At 68.3% G+C, this 21,352-nt stretch carries 15 protein-coding genes; 8 read left to right on the top strand and 7 right to left on the bottom strand.

Going from position 1 to position 21,352, the window contains the following annotated elements; genetic code table 11:
- Positions 1-114: 114 nt before the first annotated feature.
- The 5 genes from CFB40_RS10500 to CFB40_RS10520 all read right to left on the bottom strand — a co-directional run bounded on the left by CFB40_RS10500 (position 115) and on the right by CFB40_RS10520 (position 7,595).
- The gene (locus CFB40_RS10500) at positions 115-1,515 is read right to left on the bottom strand and encodes a GGDEF domain-containing protein (protein WP_089431187.1); all 1,401 of its coding nucleotides are present in this window, start codon (positions 1,513-1,515) and stop codon (positions 115-117) included.
- A 261-nt stretch (positions 1,516-1,776) separates the two neighbouring features.
- Positions 1,777-2,955: an acetyl-CoA C-acyltransferase gene (locus CFB40_RS10505; protein ID WP_089431188.1), complete on the bottom strand. Its 1,179-nt coding sequence runs from the start codon at positions 2,953-2,955 to the stop codon at positions 1,777-1,779.
- Between the two features lie 51 nt (positions 2,956-3,006).
- Positions 3,007-3,639, bottom strand: a complete 633-nt coding sequence (pncA, locus tag CFB40_RS10510; RefSeq protein WP_046545910.1) for a bifunctional nicotinamidase/pyrazinamidase — start codon at positions 3,637-3,639, stop codon at positions 3,007-3,009.
- A gap of 40 nt (positions 3,640-3,679) precedes the next feature.
- Entirely contained in the window at positions 3,680-5,764 is a 2,085-nt protein-coding gene (locus tag CFB40_RS10515) for a 3-hydroxyacyl-CoA dehydrogenase NAD-binding domain-containing protein (RefSeq protein ID WP_089425613.1), read from the bottom strand.
- Positions 5,765-5,951: 187 nt separating this feature from the next.
- A complete protein-coding gene (locus CFB40_RS10520; RefSeq protein WP_089431189.1) occupies positions 5,952-7,595 on the bottom strand; it encodes a 3-(methylthio)propionyl-CoA ligase in 1,644 nt (547 codons plus the stop codon).
- A gap of 146 nt (positions 7,596-7,741) precedes the next feature.
- Between CFB40_RS10520 and CFB40_RS10525 the strand changes: the two genes are divergently transcribed.
- The 5 genes from CFB40_RS10525 (at position 7,742) to CFB40_RS10545 (ending at position 11,553) form a co-directional block, all read left to right on the top strand.
- Complete coding sequence (locus CFB40_RS10525) at positions 7,742-9,310, top strand: protein adenylyltransferase SelO (RefSeq protein WP_089431190.1); 1,569 nt, start codon at positions 7,742-7,744, stop codon at positions 9,308-9,310.
- A 44-nt stretch (positions 9,311-9,354) separates the two neighbouring features.
- Entirely contained in the window at positions 9,355-9,786 is a 432-nt protein-coding gene (msrB, locus tag CFB40_RS10530; RefSeq protein ID WP_046545914.1) for a peptide-methionine (R)-S-oxide reductase MsrB, read from the top strand.
- Between the two features lie 125 nt (positions 9,787-9,911).
- Positions 9,912-10,442, top strand: a complete 531-nt coding sequence (locus tag CFB40_RS10535; protein WP_011352350.1) for a septation protein A — start codon at positions 9,912-9,914, stop codon at positions 10,440-10,442.
- A gap of 1 nt (position 10,443) precedes the next feature.
- The gene (locus tag CFB40_RS10540) at positions 10,444-10,752 is read left to right on the top strand and encodes a BolA family protein (RefSeq protein WP_021163397.1); all 309 of its coding nucleotides are present in this window, start codon (positions 10,444-10,446) and stop codon (positions 10,750-10,752) included.
- A gap of 18 nt (positions 10,753-10,770) precedes the next feature.
- Complete coding sequence (locus tag CFB40_RS10545) at positions 10,771-11,553, top strand: peptidylprolyl isomerase (protein WP_089425616.1); 783 nt, start codon at positions 10,771-10,773, stop codon at positions 11,551-11,553.
- A gap of 181 nt (positions 11,554-11,734) precedes the next feature.
- On the opposite strand, the gene CFB40_RS10550 is transcribed toward CFB40_RS10545, so the two are convergent.
- A complete protein-coding gene (locus CFB40_RS10550; RefSeq protein WP_089425939.1) occupies positions 11,735-12,280 on the bottom strand; it encodes a GNAT family N-acetyltransferase in 546 nt (181 codons plus the stop codon).
- A gap of 5 nt (positions 12,281-12,285) precedes the next feature.
- Positions 12,286-16,350 carry a phosphoribosylformylglycinamidine synthase gene (purL, locus tag CFB40_RS10555; protein WP_089431191.1) on the bottom strand — a complete coding sequence of 1,355 codons (4,065 nt, stop codon included), beginning with the start codon at positions 16,348-16,350 and terminating at the stop codon, positions 12,286-12,288.
- 332 nt (positions 16,351-16,682) lie between these two features.
- Here purL and CFB40_RS10560 point away from each other — a divergent pair, with 332 nt between their 5' ends.
- The 3 genes from CFB40_RS10560 (at position 16,683) to pgi (ending at position 21,318) form a co-directional block, all read left to right on the top strand.
- Entirely contained in the window at positions 16,683-17,984 is a 1,302-nt protein-coding gene (locus tag CFB40_RS10560; protein WP_089431192.1) for an FAD-dependent oxidoreductase, read from the top strand.
- 52 nt (positions 17,985-18,036) lie between these two features.
- Positions 18,037-19,584, top strand: a complete 1,548-nt coding sequence (locus CFB40_RS10565; RefSeq protein WP_089431193.1) for an NAD(P)H-hydrate dehydratase — start codon at positions 18,037-18,039, stop codon at positions 19,582-19,584.
- Positions 19,585-19,695: 111 nt separating this feature from the next.
- Complete coding sequence (pgi, locus tag CFB40_RS10570) at positions 19,696-21,318, top strand: glucose-6-phosphate isomerase (RefSeq protein ID WP_089425620.1); 1,623 nt, start codon at positions 19,696-19,698, stop codon at positions 21,316-21,318.
- The last annotated feature ends 34 nt before the right edge of the window (positions 21,319-21,352 follow it).

Below are 21,352 nucleotides of genomic sequence, written 5' to 3' on the forward strand. Positions count from 1 at the left end.
GACCGCCTCCGGGGCTTCGTCAGAAATCGAGGCGCTGGACACAGCGTCTGTACGCCCGGGTGGCCGAATGTTCCGCGTCCGTTCACCCGCGCCCGTGTGCCGCGCCCACCCGTATCACCGCGCCACGACCCGGTTCCGCCCTTCCCGCTTCGCCTGGTACAACCGTTCGTCGACCACGCGCAGCAACGCATCGACCGTGCTGCCGTCGGCCCCGTATTGCGCGACGCCGACACTGACCGTCACCTGCACGCGCTTGAAATCGAGCCCGAACGGCGAACTCGCGATCGACGAGCGTACGCGTTCGGCCGTCATCCGAGCGCCTTCGAGCGGCATGTCCGGCAGCAGCGCCATGAACTCCTCGCCGCCGACCCGCGCGAGCCCGCCGGCCGGCCGGATCGCATCGAGGCACTGGCGCACCACGCCGCGCAGCACCTCGTCGCCGATCTGATGCCCGTACGCATCGTTGATGTTCTTGAAATTGTCGAGATCGAGCGCGAGCAGGCAGAACGGCGTGCCGTCGCGCTCGGCCCGCACCATCTCGCGCTCGACCTGCGCGATGAACTGCCGGCGGTTCGACGCGCCCGTCATCGGATCGGTCGCGGCCATGTATTCGAGCTTCTGGTTCGTGCGCCGCAGCTCCTGCAGCGCGCTCTCGGTGCGCGCCATCGATTCCGACAGCCGGCTCATCAGGTCTTCCTGGCTGTAGATCGCCGAGAACGAGCGCGTCGTCTGCAGCGCCTGCACGACACCGTAGCTGAGCAGGAAGAAGCCGCCGGCGAAAATCGCATGCGCGAGCCACCACATGTGATTCCACGGCTTGCCGAGAATGAACGCGAGCGACGACAGCGCGAACGCCATGATCGACACGCCGTAGATCACCATCAGCGGCGAGCGGATCCGCCGCGCGAGCAGCACGGCGACGTTCAGCAGCGAGAACAGGAGCGCGCCGCCTTCCATCGACAGCCGCGTGCCCGGCGCGCCCGCGACCTGCGAGTACGCGATGTACGCCACGACCACGTTGACGATCACGAAGAACACGATCCACGGCAGCCACGTGCGCACGCTCGTGCGCTTCTCGAGGCGATCGGGCGGACGCGAATACGACAGCAGGCCCGTGAGCAGCAGGATCGACATCACGAGCCGCGACGCGGGCCCGTACAGCAGGAACAGCCAGATGTTGTGATGCGCCATCCCGGTGAACGCACCGTGCAGCGCATAGATCATCGCGAAGCCGAGAAAGCCAAGTGTCAGCCAGCGCAACAGCGGCTCGCCGGACGACCGGTAGCAGACCCACGTCACGTAGGTGACGAACGCGCCTTCGAGCGTCGCGGCGGCGATCGCGATTTCATGGAACGCGTGGTTCTCGAACACGACGTGCGGATCGCTGAAGAACCACAGATAGGCGATCAGATAGGCGGGCAGCAACGCGAATCCGACCAGCAGGCATTTCGCGTAGAGCCTTGCGGCCGCGCTGACGACGCGCGGCGGTTCCCCGGCTGCATAGGTCGTACTCATTCGGTCCCCGGTCGGTCTGCTGCGTTGGTTCGAACCTTCGCGGCACGGATCGCACGACGCACGATCCGGCCCATCGTGCCGAAAGGCAAATGTCAGAGCAAGTATAGGTGGGGCAATTCGTTTGACAAGTAAGGGGAAACGGCATTACCGGGCGCATGCCTTTTGCTTCCCGATTGTTTCGAATGGCGGATCGGTCGCGCCGATTCGCGTCGCGGCCGCCGGTCTCGCCGAAGCGAAACCGCGGCCGCTCCGTGCCAAAGATCAGAGGATTTCGAACAGGCCGGCCGCGCCCTGCCCGCCGCCGATGCACATCGTGACGACCGCGTACTTCACGCCGCGCCGCTTGCCTTCGATCAGCGCATGGCCCGTCAGGCGTGCGCCTGACACACCGTACGGATGGCCGACCGCGATCGCGCCGCCGTTCACGTTCAGACGATCCTCAGGAATCCCGAGCGTGTCGCGGCAGTACAGCACCTGCACCGCGAACGCTTCGTTCAGCTCCCACAGGCCGATATCGTCGACCTTCAGCCCTGCCTGCTTCAGCAGCTTGGGCACCGCGAACACGGGGCCGATGCCCATCTCGTCCGGCTCGCAACCGGCCACCGCGAACCCGCGGAACACGCCGAGCGGCTGCAGCCCCTCGCGCTGCGCGGCGTCGGCGCTCATCACGACGCAGGCCGACGCGCCGTCCGAGAACTGGCTCGCGTTGCCCGCGGTGATCACGCCACCCGGCACGGCCGACCGGATCTTCGATACGCCTTCGAGCGTCGTGTCGGGGCGAATCCCTTCGTCGGCCGAGACTGTCACTTCCTTCGTGAACAGACGGCCCGTCGCCTTGTCGGCCACGCCCGCGAGCACGGTGATCGGCACGATCTCGTCACGGAAACGCCCGGCTTCCTGTGCCGCCGCCGCGCGCAGTTGCGACTGCACGCCGTACTCGTCCTGCCGCTCCTTCGAGATGCCGTAGCGCTTCGCGACGTTCTCGGCCGTCTGCAGCATGTTCCAGTAGATCTCGGGCTTGTGCTGGACGAGCCAGCCTTCCTGGATCATGTGGTGGTTCATCTCGTTCTGCACGCACGAGATCGATTCGACGCCGCCCGCGACATACACGTCGCCTTCGCCCGCGATGATCCGCTGCGCGGCCAGCGCGATGGTCTGCAGCCCGGACGAGCAGAAACGGTTCACCGTCATCCCCGGCACCGTCACGGGCAGCCCCGCGCGCAGCGCGATCTGCCGCGCGATGTTCGCGCCGGTCGCGCCTTCGGGGTTCGCGCACCCCATGATCACGTCCTCGACGCGTGCGGGGTCGAGCTTCGCGCGTTCAACAGCGGCCGCGACCGCGTGGCCGCCGAGCGTCGCGCCGTGCGTCATGTTGAACGCACCGCGCCAGGATTTCGCCAGCGGTGTGCGGGCGGTCGATACGATTACGGCTTCGGTCATGCGAGTCTCCTTCGGTCCTGCTTCATGTCCTGAATCGGATGGGGAATTGCGCTACGCCGCCGGGCGTGCGCCCGCGGACGTCACATGCGCGACGCCCGCTGCCTGCATCTGCTGCCATGCGTGGGCGAGCGACCCGTTCAGGTCGATCGCGCGGCACGCATCGTTGATCACCGCGGCTTCAAAACCGGCCGCGCGCGCATCGAGCGCCGACCACGCGACGCAATAGTCGGTCGCGAGCCCGCAGCACCACACGCGCTTCGCGCCGAGCTCGCGCAGATAACCCGCGAGCCCGGTGCGCGTCGTGCGGTCGGCTTCGACGAACGCGGAATAGCTGTCGACCTGCGCGTCGCCGCCCTTGCGGATCACGAGCCGCGCGTGCGGGATGTCGAGATCGCGATGCAGCGCCGCGCCGTCGGTGTCCTGCACGCAGTGCACGGGCCACAGCACCTGCTCGCCGTACGGCAGCGCGAGCGTGGAGAACGGTTCGCGGCCCGGGTGATTCGCCGCGAACGACACGTGCTCGCGCGGGTGCCAGTCCTGCGTCAGCACGACCTGGTCGAAGCGTTGCGCGAGCGCGTTGATCACCGGCACGACCGCGTCGCCGTCCGGCACCGCGAGCGCGCCGCCCGGCATGAAGTCGTATTGCACGTCGATCACGAGCAGGACGTCGTCGGTGCGTTTCATTGCGTTTCTCCGGGTGTGCGTGGCGCCGCGATCCGGCGCGTCAGCCGTTGAACCCGCGGCCGGCCTTCGCGAGTTCCGCGATCGACGGCGCGAGCTGCCATGCGTCGCCGTTCGGTGCCGCCGCATAGCGGCGAATCGCGCGCTCGACGTTGTAGAGGCCGACCACGTCCGCGTACAGCATCGGGCCGCCGCGCCACAGCGGGAAGCCATAGCCGGTCAGGTAGACCATGTCGATGTCGGACGCCTTCGACGCGATCTTCTCCTCGAGGATCTTCGCGCCTTCGTTGACGAGCGCGAACACGAGCCGTTCGACGATCTCGTCGTCGCCGATCTTGCGACGCTCGACACCGCGCTCCTTCGAGTATGCGACGACCATCTCGTCGACGAGCGACGACGGCTTCGCCTTGCGATCGCCCGGCACGTAGTCGTACCAGCCGGCGCCCGTCTTCTGGCCGAAGCGGCCCTGCTCGCACAGGCGGTCGGCGATCTTCGAGTAATGGAGATCGGGCTGCTCGACGTAGCGGCGCTTGCGGATCGCCCAGCCGATGTCGTTGCCGGCGAGGTCGCTCATCCGGAACGGGCCCATCGCGAAACCGAATTTCTCGATCGCACGATCGACCTGCGCGGGCAGCGCGCCTTCCTCGAGCATGAAGAGCGCCTGGCGGATGTACTGCTCGATCATCCGGTTGCCGATGAAGCCGTCGCACACGCCCGACACGACCGCCGTCTTGCGGATCTTCTTCGCGACGGCCATCACGGTGGCGAGCACGTCCTTCGCGGTCTGCGCGCCGCGCACGACCTCGAGCAGCTTCATCACGTTCGCCGGGCTGAAGAAGTGCATGCCGACGACGTCCTGCGGACGCTTCGTGAACGCCGCGATCTTGTCGACGTCGAGCGTCGACGTGTTCGACGCGAGAATCGCGCCCGCCTTCGCGACTTCGTCGAGCTTCTTGAACACCTGCTCCTTCACGCCGAGTTCCTCGAACACGGCCTCGACGATCAGGTCGGCGTCCTTCAGGTCGTCATAGGACAGCGTCGGCGTGATCAGCGCCATGCGCGCGTCGAGCTTCTCCTGCGAGAGCTTGCCCTTCTTCACCTGCGCATCGTAGTTCTTGCGGATCGTCGCGACGCCGCGCTCGAGCGCGTCCTGTTTCGTCTCGAGCAGCGTGACGGGCAGCCCGGCGTTGACGAAGTTCATCGCGATCCCGCCGCCCATCGTGCCCGCGCCGATCACGCCGACGCGGCGGATCTCGCGCAGCGGCGTATCGGCCGGCACGTCGGGAATCTTGCTCGCGGCACGCTCGCCGAAGAACGCGTGCCGCAGCGCGCGGCTTTCCGGCGTCATCATCAGCGCGACGAAACCCTCGCGCTCGGCCACGCTGCCCTTGTCGAAGCCGTGCAGCACGCCGGCCTCGATCGCGTCGATGCACTTGTGCGGTGCGGGGAAATTCGATGCGGCGGCCTTCGCGGAATTGCGCGCGAACTGGATGAAGCCGGCGGCGTTCTCATGGACGATCTTGCGATCGCGCACGCGCGGATGCGGCCCCTTCTGCGCACCGACCTTGCGGGCGAACGCGACGGCCGCGTCGAGCAGGTCGCCATCGGCCATTTCGTCGAACAGCCCGCTCTTCGCGAGTTGCTCCGACAGCACGGGTGCGCCCGACACGATCATGTTCAGCGCGGTTTCGAGCCCCACCGCACGCGGCAGGCGCTGCGTGCCGCCCGCGCCCGGCAGCAGGCCGAGCTTCACTTCGGGCAGCGCGACCTGCGTGCCGGGCGCGGCAATGCGGTAGTGCGCACCGAGCGCGAGCTCGAGGCCGCCGCCCATCACGACGCTGTGCAGCGCCGCGACGACGGGCTTCGCGCTCGCTTCCACCGCGCGGATCACGGTGTGCAGCGTCGGCTCCTGCAACGCCTTCGGCGTATTGAATTCGGTGATGTCGGCGCCGCCCGAGAATGCGCGTCCCGCGCCGGTCAGCACGATGGCTGTCACCGACGGATCCTGCGCGGCGCGATCGAGCGCGTCCATGACGCCCTGACGGGTCGACAGGCCGAGCCCGTTGACGGGCGGATTGTTGAGCGTAAGGACGGCCACGCCGTCACGAGTCGAGTAATCCACTGCCATCTGCCTGCCTCCATGCATCGCGCGCCGGGGTGGCTGCGCTTCATTGTGCGCGGTCGAACAGCCGCATGTCCTGATGAACGGAGTCAGCATACAACGAAAAAGCACGGTCGTTCAATTTGAATTTTGTCCCCGATCCGGGGACGGATCGGGCGACCGCGTCACGAGCCGCTGCCGGCCCGAACCCGTGTTACGGCTCGCAGACCGCCGTCGGCAACACGTAGTCGCGGAACGTCTCGCGCAGCTTCAGCTTCTGCAGCTTGCCGGTCGCGGTGTGCGGCAGCGATTCGACGAACACGACGTCGTCGGGAATCCACCATTTCGCGACCTTGCCTTCGTAGAACGCGAGCAGCGCGTCGCGGCTCAGGTTCGCCCCTTCGCGCGGCACCACGACGAGCAGCGGGCGCTCGGTCCATTTCGGGTGCGCACAGGCGATGCAGGCGGCCTCGGCCACGCCCGGGTGCGCGATCGCGACGTTCTCGATGTCGATCGAGCTGATCCACTCGCCGCCCGACTTGATCACGTCCTTGCTGCGATCGGTGATCTGCAGGAAGCCGTCGGGGTCGATCGTCGCGACGTCGCCGGTCGGGAACCAGCCGTCCGACAGCGGCGACGATTCGCCGCGAAAGTAGTGATCGATCACCCACGGGCCGCGCACCTGCAGCTCGCCGAACGCGACGCCGTCCCACGGCAGTTCGTGGCCGTCCTCGCCGACGATCCGCATGTCGACGCCGCAGATCACGCGCCCCTGCTTCTCGAGCAGCTTGCGCTGCGCGTCGAGCGGCCGCTGCGACTGCGCCCAGTTGAGCTTCGCGAGCGTGCCGAGCGGCGACAGCTCGGTCATCCCCCATGCGTGGATCACACGCACGCCGTATTCGTCCTCGAAGGTGCGCAGCATCGCGGGCGGGCACGCGGAGCCGCCGATCACCGTGCGGTTCAGCGTCGAGAAGCGCACGCCGGCCTCGCGCATGTAGTTGAGCAGGCCGAGCCACACGGTCGGCACGCCCGCGGAAAACGTCACGCGCTCGGCCTCCATCAGCTGGTACAGCGATTTCCCGTCGAGATCCTTGCCGGGCAGCACCAGCTTGCCGCCCGTGAGCGGCACCGCGTACGGCAGCCCCCATGCGTTGACGTGGAACATCGGCACGACGGGGAGCACGGCGTCCATCGCCGACAGGTTCATCGCGTCGGGCAGCGCGGCGCCGTACGCGTGCAGCACGGTCGAGCGGTGCGAATACAGCACGCCCTTCGGGTTGCCGGTCGTGCCCGACGTGTAGCACAGCCCCGACGCCTGCTGCTCGTCGAGGCGCGGCCAGTCGTAGCGGCCGTCCTCCGCTTCGACAAGCGTTTCGTAGCAGAGGAACGGCGTCGGGCCAGACGGCAGGTGCGCGGCGTCCGTCATCGCGACCCAGCCCTTCACGTGCGGGCATTGCGGTGCGATGGCATCGACGAGCGGCGCGAAATTGATGTCGAAGAAGACGTAGCGGTCTTCCGCGTGATTGACGATGTACGCGATCTGCTCGGGGAACAGGCGCGGGTTGATCGTGTGGCACACGGCGCCCATGCCGCCGATCCCGTAATACGCTTCCAGATGCCGGTAGCCGTTCCATGCCAGCGTACCGACGCGATCGCCGGTTTCGACGCCGAGCCGCGCGAGCGCCTGCGCCAGCTGCTTCGCGCGGCGTTCGCAGTCGCGGTACGTGTAGCGATGCAGATCGCCTTCCACGCGCTTCGACACGATCTCCGTGTCGCCGGCGTGCCGCGCGGCGTGAGAAATCAGCGAGGACACCAGCAACGGCATGTCCATCATCTGGCCCAGCAACGGCTTACCCATCGTCTCGTTCTCCGTGAGGATGCGAATCGGTGCCTCTGCGGCGCGCCCGTCAGCGGCCCCGGACGGGCGTGGCGCACGGTGCGCGGGCCACCATGCGGGCGGCGCGGCGCCGCCTTACAATATCGGCTTACCCAGAGGCGCTCAACATGTCGTTTTCCCGAAGCGCAGCCGATCCGGCTGACACCCTCCCCGATCTCGCCGCCACGCTCGGCGAGCCCGCCACTGGCGCGTTCGTCACGCTCGGCGACGCGTTTCATACGCGGCTGCCGGCCGCGCCGCTTGCCGCGCCCTACGTCGTCGGCTTTTCCGATGAAGTCGCGCAACTGCTCGACCTGCCGCCGTCGATCGCCGCGCAACCCGGCTTCGCCGAGCTGTTCGCCGGCAACCCGACGCGCGACTGGCCCGCGCACGCGATGCCGTACGCATCGGTGTATTCCGGCCACCAGTTCGGCGTGTGGGCCGGCCAGCTCGGCGACGGCCGCGCGCTGACGATCGGCGAGTGCACCGGCACGGACGGCCGCCGCTACGAGCTGCAGCTGAAAGGCAGCGGCCGCACGCCGTACTCGCGAATGGGTGACGGCCGCGCGGTGCTGCGCTCGTCGATCCGCGAATTCCTGTGCTCGGAAGCGATGCATCACCTCGGCATCCCGACCACGCGCGCACTGACGGTGATCGGCTCCGACCAGCCGGTGGTGCGCGAGGAGATCGAGACGTCGGCCGTCGTCACGCGCGTGTCGGAGAGCTTCGTGCGCTTCGGCCACTTCGAGCACTTCTTCTCGAACGATCGCCCCGACCTGCTGCGCCAGCTCGCCGATCACGTGATCGACCGCTTCTATCCGGATTGCCGCCACGCCGACGATCCGTACCTCGCGCTGCTCGAAGCCGCGACGCTGCGCACGGCCGACCTCGTCGCGCAGTGGCAGGCCGTCGGCTTCTGCCACGGCGTGATGAACACCGACAACATGTCGATCCTCGGCGTGACGATCGACTACGGCCCGTTCGGCTTCGTCGACGCGTTCGACGCGAACCACATCTGCAACCACTCGGATACGAGCGGCCGCTATGCATACCGGATGCAGCCGCGCATCGCGCACTGGAACTGCTATTGCCTCGCGCAGGCGCTGCTGCCGCTGATCGGCCTGCAACACGGCATCGCCGACGACGATGCGCGCGCCGAACGTGCGGTGGAAGACGCGCAGGCCGTGCTCGCGACGTTCCCGGAACGTTTCGGCCCCGCGCTCGAACGTGCGATGCGCGCGAAGCTCGGCCTTGAGCTCGAACGCGAGAACGATGCCGAGCTCGCCAACAAGCTGCTCGAGACGATGCATGCGAGCCACGCGGATTTCACGCTGACGTTCCGCCGGCTCGCGCAGCTCTCGAAGCACGACGCGAGCCGCGACGCGCCCGTGCGCGACCTGTTCATCGACCGCGACGCGTTCGATGCGTGGGCGAACCTCTACCGCGCGCGGCTGTCCGAGGAAACACGCGACGACGCGGCACGTGCCGCCGCGATGAACCGCGTGAACCCGAAATACGTGTTGCGCAACCATCTGGCCGAAGTCGCGATCCGGCGCGCGAAGGAGAAGGATTTTTCGGAAGTCGAGCGGCTCGCGCAGATCCTGCGCCGCCCGTTCGACGAACAACCGGAGCATGAAGCGTACGCCGCGTTGCCGCCCGACTGGGCCGGGTCGCTCGAAGTGAGCTGCTCGTCCTGAGCCCCGACCCGCGCGTATCGACCGACCGATCAGGAGAACCCCACATGTCCCACGATTCCGACGACAAGACCTTCCCGTACGAGAAGGACGACGCCGAGCTGCGCCGCCGGCTCACGCCGATGCAGTACGAAGTCACGCAGCATGCGGCCACCGAGCGCGCCTTCACCGGCGAATACACCGACACCGAAGACGACGGCATCTACAAATGCGTCGTCTGCAGCACGCCGCTGTTCGAGTCTGGCGCCAAGTTCCACTCGGGCTGCGGCTGGCCCAGCTACTTCAAGCCGCTCAACGGCGAGGTGATCGACGAAAAAGTCGACTACTCGCACGGGATGGTGCGCGTCGAGGTGCGCTGCAACCACTGCGGCGCGCATCTCGGCCACGTCTTCGAGGACGGCCCGCGCGACAAGACCGGTTTGCGGTACTGCATCAATTCGGCTGCGTTAAACTTCGAGTCCCGACCCGAAAACGAATGAGCGGCGCCGGGCGGATCCGCGGGGCGCCCCTCGCGCCGCCGCCCCGATCCGCTCCGGCGGTGCCTGGCGGGTCCCTACAACGGTGAAAGGCCGCGCAAGCGGCCTTTCACGCAGCTGCGAGCGCCATGAAATTCCTGTTCGATCTGTTTCCGATCATCCTGTTTTTTGCCGCCTTCAAGGTCTGGGGCATCTTTACCGCCACCGCCGTCGCGATCGTCGCGACGCTGGCCCAGGTCGCCTGGGTTGCCTTCCGGCACCGGAAGGTCGACACGATGCTGTGGGTCAGCCTCGGCGTGATCGTCGTTTTCGGTGGCGCCACCCTCGTCCTGCATGACGAGAAATTCATTCAATGGAAACCGACTGTGCTGTACTGGCTGTTTGCGATCGGGCTGCTCGCCGCGCGCTATGCGTTCGGCAACAACCTGATCGAGAAGATGATGGGCAAGCAGCTCACGCTGCCGCACCCCGTGTGGGACAAGCTGAACGTCGCGTGGGCGCTGTTCTTCGCGGTGCTCGGTGTCGCGAACCTGTACGTGGTGCACAACTTCACCGAATCGCAATGGGTGAACTTCAAGCTGTTCGGCACGACGGGCGCGATGGTCGTATTCATCATCCTGCAGAGCCTGTGGCTCACGAAATACCTGAAGGACGAGTGACATGACGGACGCCTTTCTCCACGCGTCGCCCGACGAACGCATCGCGCTGATCGAAGCGCGCCTCACCGCGGCGCTCGCCCCGCTGTCGCTCACCGTGCGCGACGACAGCGCGCAGCACGCGGGCCACGCCGGCGCGTCCGCCGGCGGCCATTTCACGGTCACGATCGTGTCGGCCGCCTTCGCGGGCAAGCCGCGCGTCGCGCGACACCGGCTGGTGTATGATGCGCTCGCTGATGCGATGCAGCGCGGCATTCATGCGCTCGCGATCGTGGCTTACACGCCCGAAGAATTCAACGAATCTTCAATCTAGTCTCATTAGGAATTCCCGATGATCCTGAAATCCCCCCGCCTGTGGGTCGCGGCGGCTGCTTTTGCAGCGGCACCGGCATTTGCCCAGAACATCGCCGTCGTCAACGGCACGCCGATTCCGAAGTCGCGCGCCGACGCGATGGTGGCTCAGCTCGTCCAGCAAGGCCAGACCGACAGTCCGCAACTGCAGCAGGCCGTGCGCCAGGAACTCGTGAACCGCGAAATCCTGATGCAGGAAGCGATTCGTGAAGGCATCCCGAACCGTCCGGACGTGAAGGCGCAGGTCGCCGTCGCGCAGCAGACCGTCGTGCTGCGTTCGATGATCGAGAGCTTCCTGAAGAAGAACCAGCCGACCGACGCCGAAGTGAAGGCGCGCTACGACGACCTCGTCAAGGGCGCCGGCGGCAATCGCGAATACCACCTGCACCACATCCTCGTCAGCGACGAGCAGCAGGCGAAGGACCTGATCGCGAAGATCAAGGCCGGCGCGAAATTCGAGGATCTCGCGAAGCAATACTCGAAGGATCCGGGTTCGGGCAAGAACGGTGGCGATCTCGACTGGTCCGACCCGAAGGCGTACGTACCGGAATTCGCGGCGGCCGCGCAGAAGCTGCAGAAAGGCCAGATGACCGACACGCCGGTGAAGACGCAGTTCGGCTGGCACATCATCCGCGTCGACGACATCCGCGACATCGCCCCGCCGCCGCTCGAGCAGGTGAAGCAGCAGATCGCTCAGCAGCTCGTGCAGCAGAAGCTGCAGGCGTTCGAGGAAGGCCTGCGCCAGCAGGCAACGGTCAAGTAACGCCGGCACGCGCCACACGCGCATCGAAAAACCGCTCTTCAGAGCGGTTTTTTTATTGCCCGCGCACACTGCCTGCGGACGAGTCACGATGCGCTTCGCTTGCAGCCCGGCAAAAGAAAAAGGCCGCTCCGAAGAGCGGCCTTTCCCGTGCCGGATTCGCGCGCACCGCAAGCGCGGCAGGCTACGCGGGATAGAACACGTCGTGATAGCGAACGTCACCCGACGGCCGCGGCGCCGAGTCGTCGAACGACAGCGCGAGGAAATACCCGGGCGGCACGCCCGGGAACACGATGTCGCCGGATGGCGCAAAGCCGAACCGCGTGTAGTACGCGGGTTCGCCGAGCAGCACGCAACCGCGCGCGCCAAGCCGGCGCAACGCGTCGAGCCCTGTGCGCACCAGCCCCGCACCGATGCTCTGCCGCTGGCAGTCGGGCAGCACCGCGAGCGGCGCCAGCCCGTACCAGCCCTGGCTGCCGGACGGTTCGCCGCCGATCGACACCGGCGAGAACGCGACGTGCCCGATCACGCGGCCGTCGCGCTCCGCGACGAGCGAGACGCTCAACGCACCGTCCGCACGCAGCGTATCGACGATCCGCCGTTCGAACTGCCCGCCTTCCGGCTCGCCCGCGAACGCGGCGACGATCACGCGGCCGATCGCGTCGGCCTCGCTGGCACGCTGATCGCGCAGCGTGACGACCTCGACCGGCGCGTGCGGGTCGAACATCATCCCGATCAGCCGATCCAGCGGCGCGCGTTGCGGAACACGCGCATCCACGGGCTCGCTTCACCCCAGCTTTCCGGGTGCCAGCTCATTGCGACCGTGCGATGCACGCGCTCCATGTGCGGCATCAGCACCGAGAAGCGGCCGTCGGCCGTCGTGACCGACGTGATGCCGGCCGGCGAGCCGTTCGGGTTGAACGGATAGCGCTCGGTCGCTTCGCCGCGGTGATCGACGAAACGCATCGCGACCGCGACGCGATCGATGTCCCCCTGCTGCGAGAAGTCCGCATAGCCTTCGCCGTGCGCGACCGCGACCGGAATCCGCGAACCTTCCATCCCCGCGAAGAAGATCGACGGCGACTTCTCCACTTCGACGAACGAGAAGCGCGCCTCGAACTGCTCGGACTTGTTGCGCGTGAACTTCGGCCACGCATCCGCGCCTGGGATCATCGACGCGAGGCTCGACAGCATCTGGCAACCGTTGCAGATGCCGAGCGCGAACGTGTCGGGACGCGCGAAGAAGGCCGAGAACATGTCGGCGAGGTTCGCGTTGAAGCGGATCGTCTTCGCCCAGCCTTCGCCCGCGCCCAGAACGTCGCCGTACGAGAAGCCGCCGCATGCGACCGCACCCGCGAAATCGGCGAGCGTGGCACGGCCGGCGAGCAGGTCGCTCATGTGCACGTCGTGTGCATCGAAGCCCGCGCGGTCGAACGCGTAGGCCGTTTCCAGATGCGAGTTCACGCCCTGCTCGCGCAGGATCGCGACGCGCGGCCGTGCGCCCGTCGCGATGAACGGCGCGGCGATGTCGTCGGCCGGATCGAAGCTCAGCACCGGCGAGATGCCCGGATCGGCCGCGTCGAGCAGTGCGTCGTATTCGGCATCCGCGCATGCGGGGTTGTCACGCAGGCGCGCGATGCGCCAGCTCACTTCGCTCCATGCGCGATGGAGTTCGGTGCGCGGTGCGTCGAAGATCTTCTTCGCGTCGCGGTATACCTCGATCACGTCGCGATCGTTGACCGAGCCGATCACGTGCGAGCACGCCGACAGGCCGAACTCGCGCAGCGCGCCGAGCACCGCGTCGCGATCGGTCGCACGCACCTGCACGACGGCGCCGAGTTCCTCGGAGAACAGCGCGCGCAGCGTGCGATCCTCGCGGCGGCCGCTCGTCTGCTTCGCCCAGTCCTTCGCGTCGCCGTAGTCGGATTCGTGATTCGGGTCGAGCGTCAGCATGTCGACGTTCAGCGACACGCCCGCGTGGCCCGCGAACGCCATTTCGCACACCGTCGCCCACAGGCCGCCGTCCGAGCGGTCGTGGTAGGCCAGCAGCTTGTCTTGCGCATTGAGCGACTGGATCGCGTTGAAGAAGCGCTTCAGGTCTTCCGCGTCGTCGACGTCCGGCGTCGTGTCGCCGACCTGCTGCGTGACCTGCGCGAAGATGCTGCCGCCCATCCGGTTCTTGCCGCGGCCGAGATCGATCGCGATCAGCACGCTGTCGCCCGCGTCGGCGATACGGCGCAGTTGCGGCGTCAGGTGACGGCGCACGTCCTCGACCGGTGCGAACGCGGAGATGATCAGCGACACCGGCGACACCACTTCCTTCGCGACGCCCTGCTCGTCCCACTTCGTCTTCATCGACAGCGAATCCTTGCCGACCGGGATGCCGATCCCGAGCGCCGGACACAGCTCCATGCCGATCGCCTTGACCGTGTCGAACAGCGCGGCGTCCTCGCCGGCCGTGCCGCATGCCGCCATCCAGTTTGCCGACAGCTTCAGCTTGTCGAGCGACGCGATCGGCGCGCTCGCGATGTTCGTGATCGCCTCGCCGACCGCCATGCGGCCCGATGCCGGCGCATTGATCACGGCAAGCGGCGTGCGCTCGGCCATCGTCATCGCCTCGCCCTTGAAGCCCGCGTAGTCGAGCGCGGTGACCGCGCAGTCGGCCACCGGCACCTGCCACGGGCCGACCATCTGGTCGCGCACCGACGTGCCGCCGACCGAGCGGTCGCCGATCGTGATCAGGAACGACTTGCTGCCGACCGTCGGGTGCTTCAGCACGTCGACCGCGACCGCCGACAAGGCGATGCCCGTCACGTCGACCGGCGCACGCTCGGTCGCCACGCGGGTGACGTCGCGATGCATGCGCGGCGGCTTGCCGAGCAGCACTTCCATCGGCATGTCGACCGGGTATTCGTCGGCGCCCGTCGCTTCGTCGTCGACGAGCTTCAACTGGCGTTCGTCGGTCGCGACACCGACCACCGCGAACGGGCAGCGCTCGCGGGCGCAGATCGCCTCGAAGCGCGGCAGGTCGGCCGGCGCGATCGCCAGCACGTAGCGCTCCTGTGCTTCGTTCGACCAGATTTCGCGCGGCGACAGGCCCGATTCCTCGAGCGCGACCTTGCGCAGCTCGAAGCGCGCGCCCTTGCCCGCACCGTCGACGATCTCGGGGAACGCATTCGACAGGCCGCCCGCGCCGACGTCGTGGATGCTCAGGATCGGGTTTTCCGCGCCGAGCTGCCAGCAGCCGTTGATCACTTCCTGTGCGCGACGCTCGATTTCCGGGTTGCCGCGCTGCACCGAGTCGAAGTCGAGTTCGGCCGTGTTCGCGCCGGTCGCCATCGAGCTCGCGGCGCCGCCGCCCATCCCGATCCGCATGCCCGGGCCGCCGATCTGGATCAGCAGCGAGCCGGCCGGCACGTCGTGCTTGTGCGTATGTTGGTCGGCGATGTTGCCGAGACCGCCCGCGATCATGATCGGCTTGTGATAGCCGTGCACCTTCCCGCCGACGTTCTGCTCGTACACGCGGAAATAGCCGCCGAGGTTCGGACGGCCGAATTCGTTGTTGAACGCGGCGCCGCCGAGCGGGCCGTCGATCATGATCTGCAGCGGTGACGCGATGCGGTCCGGGCGGCCGTACGGGCCGTGCGCCTCGTTCGGGTTGCGCTCGCCGACCGGCTGGGCCGCGTCACGTGCGTTTTCCCACGACTGGCGTGCGTCGGGCAGATCAAGGTTCGACACGGTGAAGCCCGTGAGGCCGGCCTTCGGGCGCGCACCGCGGCCCGTCGCGCCTTCGTCGCGGATCTCGCCGCCCGCGCCGGTCGCCGCACCCGGGAACGGCGAGATCGCCGTCGGGTGGTTGTGCGTCTCGACCTTCATCAGCGTGTGCGTGAGCTCGGTGTGGCGGCCATAGCGTTCACCCGGCTCGCCGGCCGCGCCTGCGTTGCGCGGGAACCAGCGCTCGGCTTCGGCGCCGACCATGATCGATGAGTTGTCCGAATACGCGACGATCGTGCCCTGCGGGTTCAGCTTCTCGGTGTTGCGGATCATCGCGAACAGCGACATGTCCTGCGCCTCGCCGTCGATCGTCCACTGCGCATTGAAGATCTTGTGGCGGCAGTGCTCGCTGTTCGCCTGCGCGAACATCATCAGTTCCACGTCGGTCGGGTTGCGTTCGAGCTTGCGGAACGCATCGACCAGGTAGTCGATCTCGTCGTCGGCGAGCGCGAGGCCCAGCTCGACGTTCGCGCGTTCGAGCGCGCCGCGGCCGACGCCCAGCACGTCGACGCGCGCGAGCGGCTTGGCCGGCAGTTCGTCGAACAGGTGCTTCGCGTCGTCGCGTGCCGCGACCACGCTTTCGGTCATCCGGTCATGCAGCGCGGCCGCCACGGCTGCGCGCGCGTCGTCCGACAGCGCCTTCTTGCCGCCGAGCAGGCCCGACTTCAGCGTGACCGTGAATTCGACGCCGCGCTCGATGCGACGCACCTGCGTGAGGCCGCAGTGCTGCGCGATGTCGGTCGCCTTGCTCGCCCACGGCGAGACCGTGCCGAAACGCGGCAGCACGACGAAGGTCTCGGCCGTGCCCTTCTCGGCCGCCGGCTCGAACGGCGCGCCGTAGTGCATCAGCGCGTCGATGCGCGCGCTGTCGTCGGCCGACAGCGGCTCGGCCGCATTGACGAAGTGCAGGAACTGCCCGCGCACCGCGACGATGTTGGCGTCGATTTGCTTGAGCGTGTCGAGCAGACGGGTTTGACGGAAATCGGAGAGGGCCGAAGCGCCGGGAAAACACGAGAAGTGAGCCATGGGCTGGACTGACGTCGATGAGTCGCGCAAGGTGGCGACGTGGGGCGAAAGGAAGGCCGTAATTATACCCGGAAGTCGGTCGCCCCAGACCGGCCAATCGGTAGCGTGCATGCACCGCGACGGTGCCACGGTGCGCGCCGTGTACAGCCCGCCCGCCGGGCCGCCCCCGCGCGGGCGCGGCAGCCGGCGGCCGTGGCACGGCTGCACGGTCCGTGCTCGCCCGGCGCCGGTTCCCGCGATTTTGGCGCTATCATTCCGGGTTCACCGGGCCGGGGCCCTCAGCGAATTCTCACCGGGCGGCGCCTGCGCGCCGCCCGTCATCGAAGCAATCCATGGATGTCATCGTCATCGGCGGCGGAATCAGCGGCGTCGCCACCGCCTACCAGCTGCGCGCGGCCGGCCATCGCGTGTGCGTGGTCGAACGTCACGCCACCGTCGCGCAGGGTGCGACCTACGGCGACGGCGGCGCGCTGCTGCCGAGCCCGCTCGACGTCTGGTTCGGCCCGACCTTCATGCGCCAGCGCCAGCCGCGCGACAGCGGCATCGTCTACAAGCCGGGCTTCAACGGCGGCGTGCGCCGCTTCGTCAAGCAGCTCGGCACGCTGCGCGAACCCGACGCGTTCGCCGCCCAGTACGCGCGGCTGCGCCCGCTGATCGATGCGTCGCGCGACACGCTCGCCGACATCGAGACGCGCCTCGAACTCGAATTCGAACAGAAGCCCGGCATCCTGCACGTGGTGCGCGATCCGCGCGACTGGGACGCGATGCAGCCGGCGCTCGACCTGCTGCGCACGCTCGACCAGCCGTACCGCCTGCTCTCCGCCGACGAATGCGCGACGCTCGAACCGTCGGTGCCGGCCGAGCCCGGCTTCGCCGGCGGCGTGCTGCTCGAGACCGAACGCACCGGCAATTGCCCGCTGTTCGCGAAACTGGTCAAGCAGACGCTCGACGAGCATGGCGTGCAGTTCCGCTTCGGCGCGGAAGTCGCCGCGATCCGCGTCGACACCGGCCGTGCCGCGGTCGAGCTCGTCCCGCCCGGCGACCGGCGTGCGTCGAACGCACGCGAGGTCGACGTGATTTCCGCCGATGCGATCGTGGTCGCCGCCGGCGCCGGCAGCCTGCCGCTGCTCGACCGGCTCGGCTGGCGCCTGCCGCTGCATCCGGTGCGCGTCCATACGCTCACCGCGCCGGTCGCGTACGAAGAACATGCGCCGCACCTGAACGTCATCGATTCGATCAAGCGGATCTCGATCACGCGCACCCACCAGCGGCTGCGCGTCGGCGGCGGCGCGGTGCTGCAGAGCCTGCCCGAGACCGCGAAGCCGCTCGCCGAGCCGCTGTCCGAGGCCGCGCTCGCGCTGCTCGGCCAGGCCGTCCACGACTGGGTGCCCGGCGCCGCGCGCATCTCGGCCGCGTTGTCGTGGCAAGGCACGCAGTTGCTGTCGCCGGACGGCCTGCCGGTCGTCGGTCCGACCCCGCATCCGCGCGTGTTCGTCAATTTCGGGCATGGCCCGGCCGGCTGGGGGCTCGCCTGCGGGTCTGCTAAAGTGGTGACCGACTATCTGGGCGGCGACGTGCAGCACTGGCCCGCCGACACGCTCGCCGCGCTGCGCGCCGGGCGCTTCACGACCTGACCGCCGCGGGCCCGTCCCCGGCGGCCACCTAGCCAGCCGCCACGACCCCGCGATGACCGTCAATACCCGCCCGCTCCCCGATTCCGATCCGATCGCGCTGCTGCGCGTCGCCGACCTGCGCACGGCCGAAACCGACGCCGCGGCGGCGCTGCCGCCGCATACGCTGATGGGTCGCGCCGGCGCCGCCGCCGCGCACTGGCTGTCCGAGCGCATGGCCGGCGACGACCGCCCCGTGTGGTTCGCGGTCGGCCCGGGCAACAACGGCGGTGACGCGCTGGTTGCAGCCGCTCACCTCCAGCAGCTTGGCGTCGCCACGCAAGCGTGGATGCCGGTGCCAGTCAAACCAGACGACGCGCAATGGGCGCTCGGCCTCGCGCGCGCAGCGGGCGTACCGCTATCCGCCACACCGCCTGCTTCGCTGGACAGCTTTGCATGGGTCGTCGACGGGCTGTTCGGCATCGGCCTCGGCCGCGCGCTCGACGGCGCATTCGCCGAGCAGGCCCAGCGCATCGCCGCGCATGCGCGCAGCGGCGGCCACGTGCTCGCACTCGATGTGCCGAGCGGGCTCGACAGCGATACGGGCCAGATCGTCGGCGCGGGCGTCGCCGTCGCCGCCACCCATACGCTCACCTTCATCGCCGCGAAGCCGGGCCTCTATACGGGCGAAGGCCGCGATCTCGCCGGCGAGATCGACGTCGCCTCGCTCGACGTCGCGCCACCCGCCGCGCCGGCCATCGTGCTGAACGCGCCCGCGCGGTTCGCCGCCGCCCTGCCCACGCGCGCATTCGCGTCCCACAAGGGCACGTTCGGCAGTCTCGCGGTACTCGGCGGCGACACGGGCATGTGCGGCGCGCCGATCCTGGCCGCCCGCGCCGCGCTGTACGCCGGTGCCGGCAAGGTGCACGTCGGCTTCCTCGGCGCCGGCGCACCGCCGTACGACCCGCCGTTCCCCGAACTGATGCTGCGTCCGGCCGACGGCCTCGATCTCGGCGCGATGACCGCCATCGCGGCCGGCTGCGGGCTGGGTACGCGCGAGGCCGCGGCGACGCTCGTGCGTGACGTGCTCGCACACGATGCCGCGACGCTGCTCGATGCCGATGCGCTGAACCTCGTCGCGACACATGCCGATCTCGCGGCCGCCGTCGCCACGCGCGGTGCGCGCGGCAATCCATGCGTGCTGACGCCGCATCCGCTCGAAGCCGCCCGGTTGCTCGGCAGCGACACGGCGACTATCCAGCGCGACCGCGTCGCAGCCGCGCAGGCACTTGCGACTCGTTATGCGGCGCATGTCGTGCTGAAAGGCTCGGGCACGGTGATGGCGGCACCCGACGGCCGCGTGACGATCAATCCGACCGGCAACGCGGCGCTTGCCACGGGCGGCACCGGCGACGTACTCGGCGGACTGATCGGCGCGTTGCTTGCGCAGCGCGTCGCACCGTACGAGGCAGCGCTCGCGGGCGTCTACCTGCACGGCCTCGCGGCCGATACGCTGACCGCACACGGCACCGGCCCGGCCGGACTCACGGCCGGCGAACTCGCGCCGATGGTGCGCACGCTGATCAATCGCCTTTTTTACGCGTCGCCGCGCGCCGACACATAAGGCCGCTATACTGACTGCCCCGCCGCACGGCGGGCCCTCTCGTCCGCCGGCCTTCCGATCCCGATGAGCCGGCGCGGCATTCCTCCCGATTCACGCTTCACTCGAACCGCCATGACGCTGAATTCGCTCCCCGCCTGGACTGCCCTTCAATCCCACTTCGAGCAAATCCGCCATGCTCGCCTGCGCGACTGGTTCGCGCCGGAAAACGATCCCACGCCGACGCGTGCCGAACGCTTCACGCTCGCAGGCGGCGGCCTCGCGGCCGATTTCTCGAAGAACCGCATCAATGACGAGACGCTGCGCCTGCTCGTGCAGCTCGCACGTGACGCGGGCGTCGAAGCACGCCGCGACGCGATGTTCGCGGGCGAGATCGTCAACCCGACCGAAGGCCGTGCCGCGCTGCACACCGCGCTGCGCGCGACCGATCCGCAAGCGCCGTTCCATGCACAGATCAGCGCCGAGCGCGCGAAGATGGCGACCTTCGCGCGCGCCGTGCGCAGCGGCACGTGGACGGGCTACACCGGCAAGCGCATCCGCCACGTGATCAACATCGGCATCGGCGGCTCCGATCTCGGGCCGAAGATGGTCGTGCATGCGCTGCACCACGTCGCGACGCCTGAAATCACCACGCACTTCGTGTCGAACGTCGACGGCGCCGATCTCGCGCGCGTGCTCGAACAGGTCGATCCGGAGGAAACGCTCGCGATCATCGTGTCGAAGACGTTCACGACGCTCGAGACGATGACGAACGCACGCTCGCTGCGCGACTGGTTCGTCGCGCGCGGCTGCCCCGAGGACGCGCTCGCGAAGCACTTCGTCGGCGTGTCGGCGAACCCGGCCGAAGTCGTGAAGTTCGGCATCGCCGCGGACAACGTGTTCGAAATGTGGGACTGGGTCGGCGGCCGTTACTCGCTGTGGTCGGCGGTCGGCCTGTCGATCATGATCGCGATCGGCCCCGAGCAGTTCGACGAGCTGCTGGCCGGCGCGAACGACATGGACCGTCATTTCCGCGAAGCGCCGCTCGAGCGCAACCTGCCCGTGCTGCTCGGCCTGATCGGCATCTGGTACCGGAATTTCTTCGGTTCGCAGAGCTATCTCGTCGCACCGTATTCGGAAGCGCTGCACTACCTGCCGTCATACCTGCAGCAGCTCGAAATGGAGAGCAACGGCAAATCCGCGCGCCTGGACGGCACCTTCGTCGACTACCCGACCTCCGCCGTCACGTGGGGCGAGCCGGGCACCAACGGCCAGCACGCGTTCTTCCAGATGCTGCACCAGGGGCCGACGATTGTGCCGATCGACTTCATCGCGGTGCTGACGCCCGAGCATCCGCTCGCGAGCCATCATCCGAAGCTGCTGGCGAACTGCTTTGCGCAGAGCGAGGCGCTGATGCTCGGACGCACGCTCGACGAAGCGCGCAAGGTCGCGGGGCCGGGCAAGGAAGCGCTCGCGCCGCACCTGACGTTCCCGGGCAACCGCCCGACGACGACACTGCTCGTCGATGCGCTGACGCCGCGCACGCTCGGCGCGCTGATCGCGTTGTATGAACACAAGGTGCTCGTGCAGGCAACGGTGTGGGACATCAATCCGTTCGACCAGTGGGGCGTCGAGCTCGGCAAGATTCTCGGCAAGGTGGTGGAAGCCGACCTGACGGCCGAGTCGGTCGATCCAGCCAAGCACGACTCGTCGACCACCGCGCTGATCGAGCGCGCCCGCGCGGCGCTGAAGCGCTGACGCTCTCGGGTAGCGGCGTCATGCCGATGCCGGC

This window comes from Burkholderia sp. AU31652, from assembly GCF_002223155.1.
In the GTDB taxonomy this organism is placed as follows: domain Bacteria; phylum Pseudomonadota; class Gammaproteobacteria; order Burkholderiales; family Burkholderiaceae; genus Burkholderia.

Coding starts and splice junctions, on each gene's coding strand:
- CFB40_RS10500 (WP_089431187.1), bottom strand. CDS start 1,515: ATGAGTACGACCTATGCAGCCGGGGAACCGCCGCGCGTCGTCAGCGCG.
- CFB40_RS10505 (WP_089431188.1), bottom strand. CDS start 2,955: ATGACCGAAGCCGTAATCGTATCGACCGCCCGCACACCGCTGGCGAAA.
- pncA (WP_046545910.1), bottom strand. CDS start 3,639: ATGAAACGCACCGACGACGTCCTGCTCGTGATCGACGTGCAATACGAC.
- CFB40_RS10515 (WP_089425613.1), bottom strand. CDS start 5,764: ATGGCAGTGGATTACTCGACTCGTGACGGCGTGGCCGTCCTTACGCTC.
- CFB40_RS10520 (WP_089431189.1), bottom strand. CDS start 7,595: ATGGGTAAGCCGTTGCTGGGCCAGATGATGGACATGCCGTTGCTGGTG.
- CFB40_RS10525 (WP_089431190.1), top strand. CDS start 7,742: ATGTCGTTTTCCCGAAGCGCAGCCGATCCGGCTGACACCCTCCCCGAT.
- msrB (WP_046545914.1), top strand. CDS start 9,355: ATGTCCCACGATTCCGACGACAAGACCTTCCCGTACGAGAAGGACGAC.
- CFB40_RS10535 (WP_011352350.1), top strand. CDS start 9,912: ATGAAATTCCTGTTCGATCTGTTTCCGATCATCCTGTTTTTTGCCGCC.
- CFB40_RS10540 (WP_021163397.1), top strand. CDS start 10,444: ATGACGGACGCCTTTCTCCACGCGTCGCCCGACGAACGCATCGCGCTG.
- CFB40_RS10545 (WP_089425616.1), top strand. CDS start 10,771: ATGATCCTGAAATCCCCCCGCCTGTGGGTCGCGGCGGCTGCTTTTGCA.
- CFB40_RS10550 (WP_089425939.1), bottom strand. CDS start 12,280: ATGATGTTCGACCCGCACGCGCCGGTCGAGGTCGTCACGCTGCGCGAT.
- purL (WP_089431191.1), bottom strand. CDS start 16,350: ATGGCTCACTTCTCGTGTTTTCCCGGCGCTTCGGCCCTCTCCGATTTC.
- CFB40_RS10560 (WP_089431192.1), top strand. CDS start 16,683: ATGGATGTCATCGTCATCGGCGGCGGAATCAGCGGCGTCGCCACCGCC.
- CFB40_RS10565 (WP_089431193.1), top strand. CDS start 18,037: ATGACCGTCAATACCCGCCCGCTCCCCGATTCCGATCCGATCGCGCTG.
- pgi (WP_089425620.1), top strand. CDS start 19,696: ATGACGCTGAATTCGCTCCCCGCCTGGACTGCCCTTCAATCCCACTTC.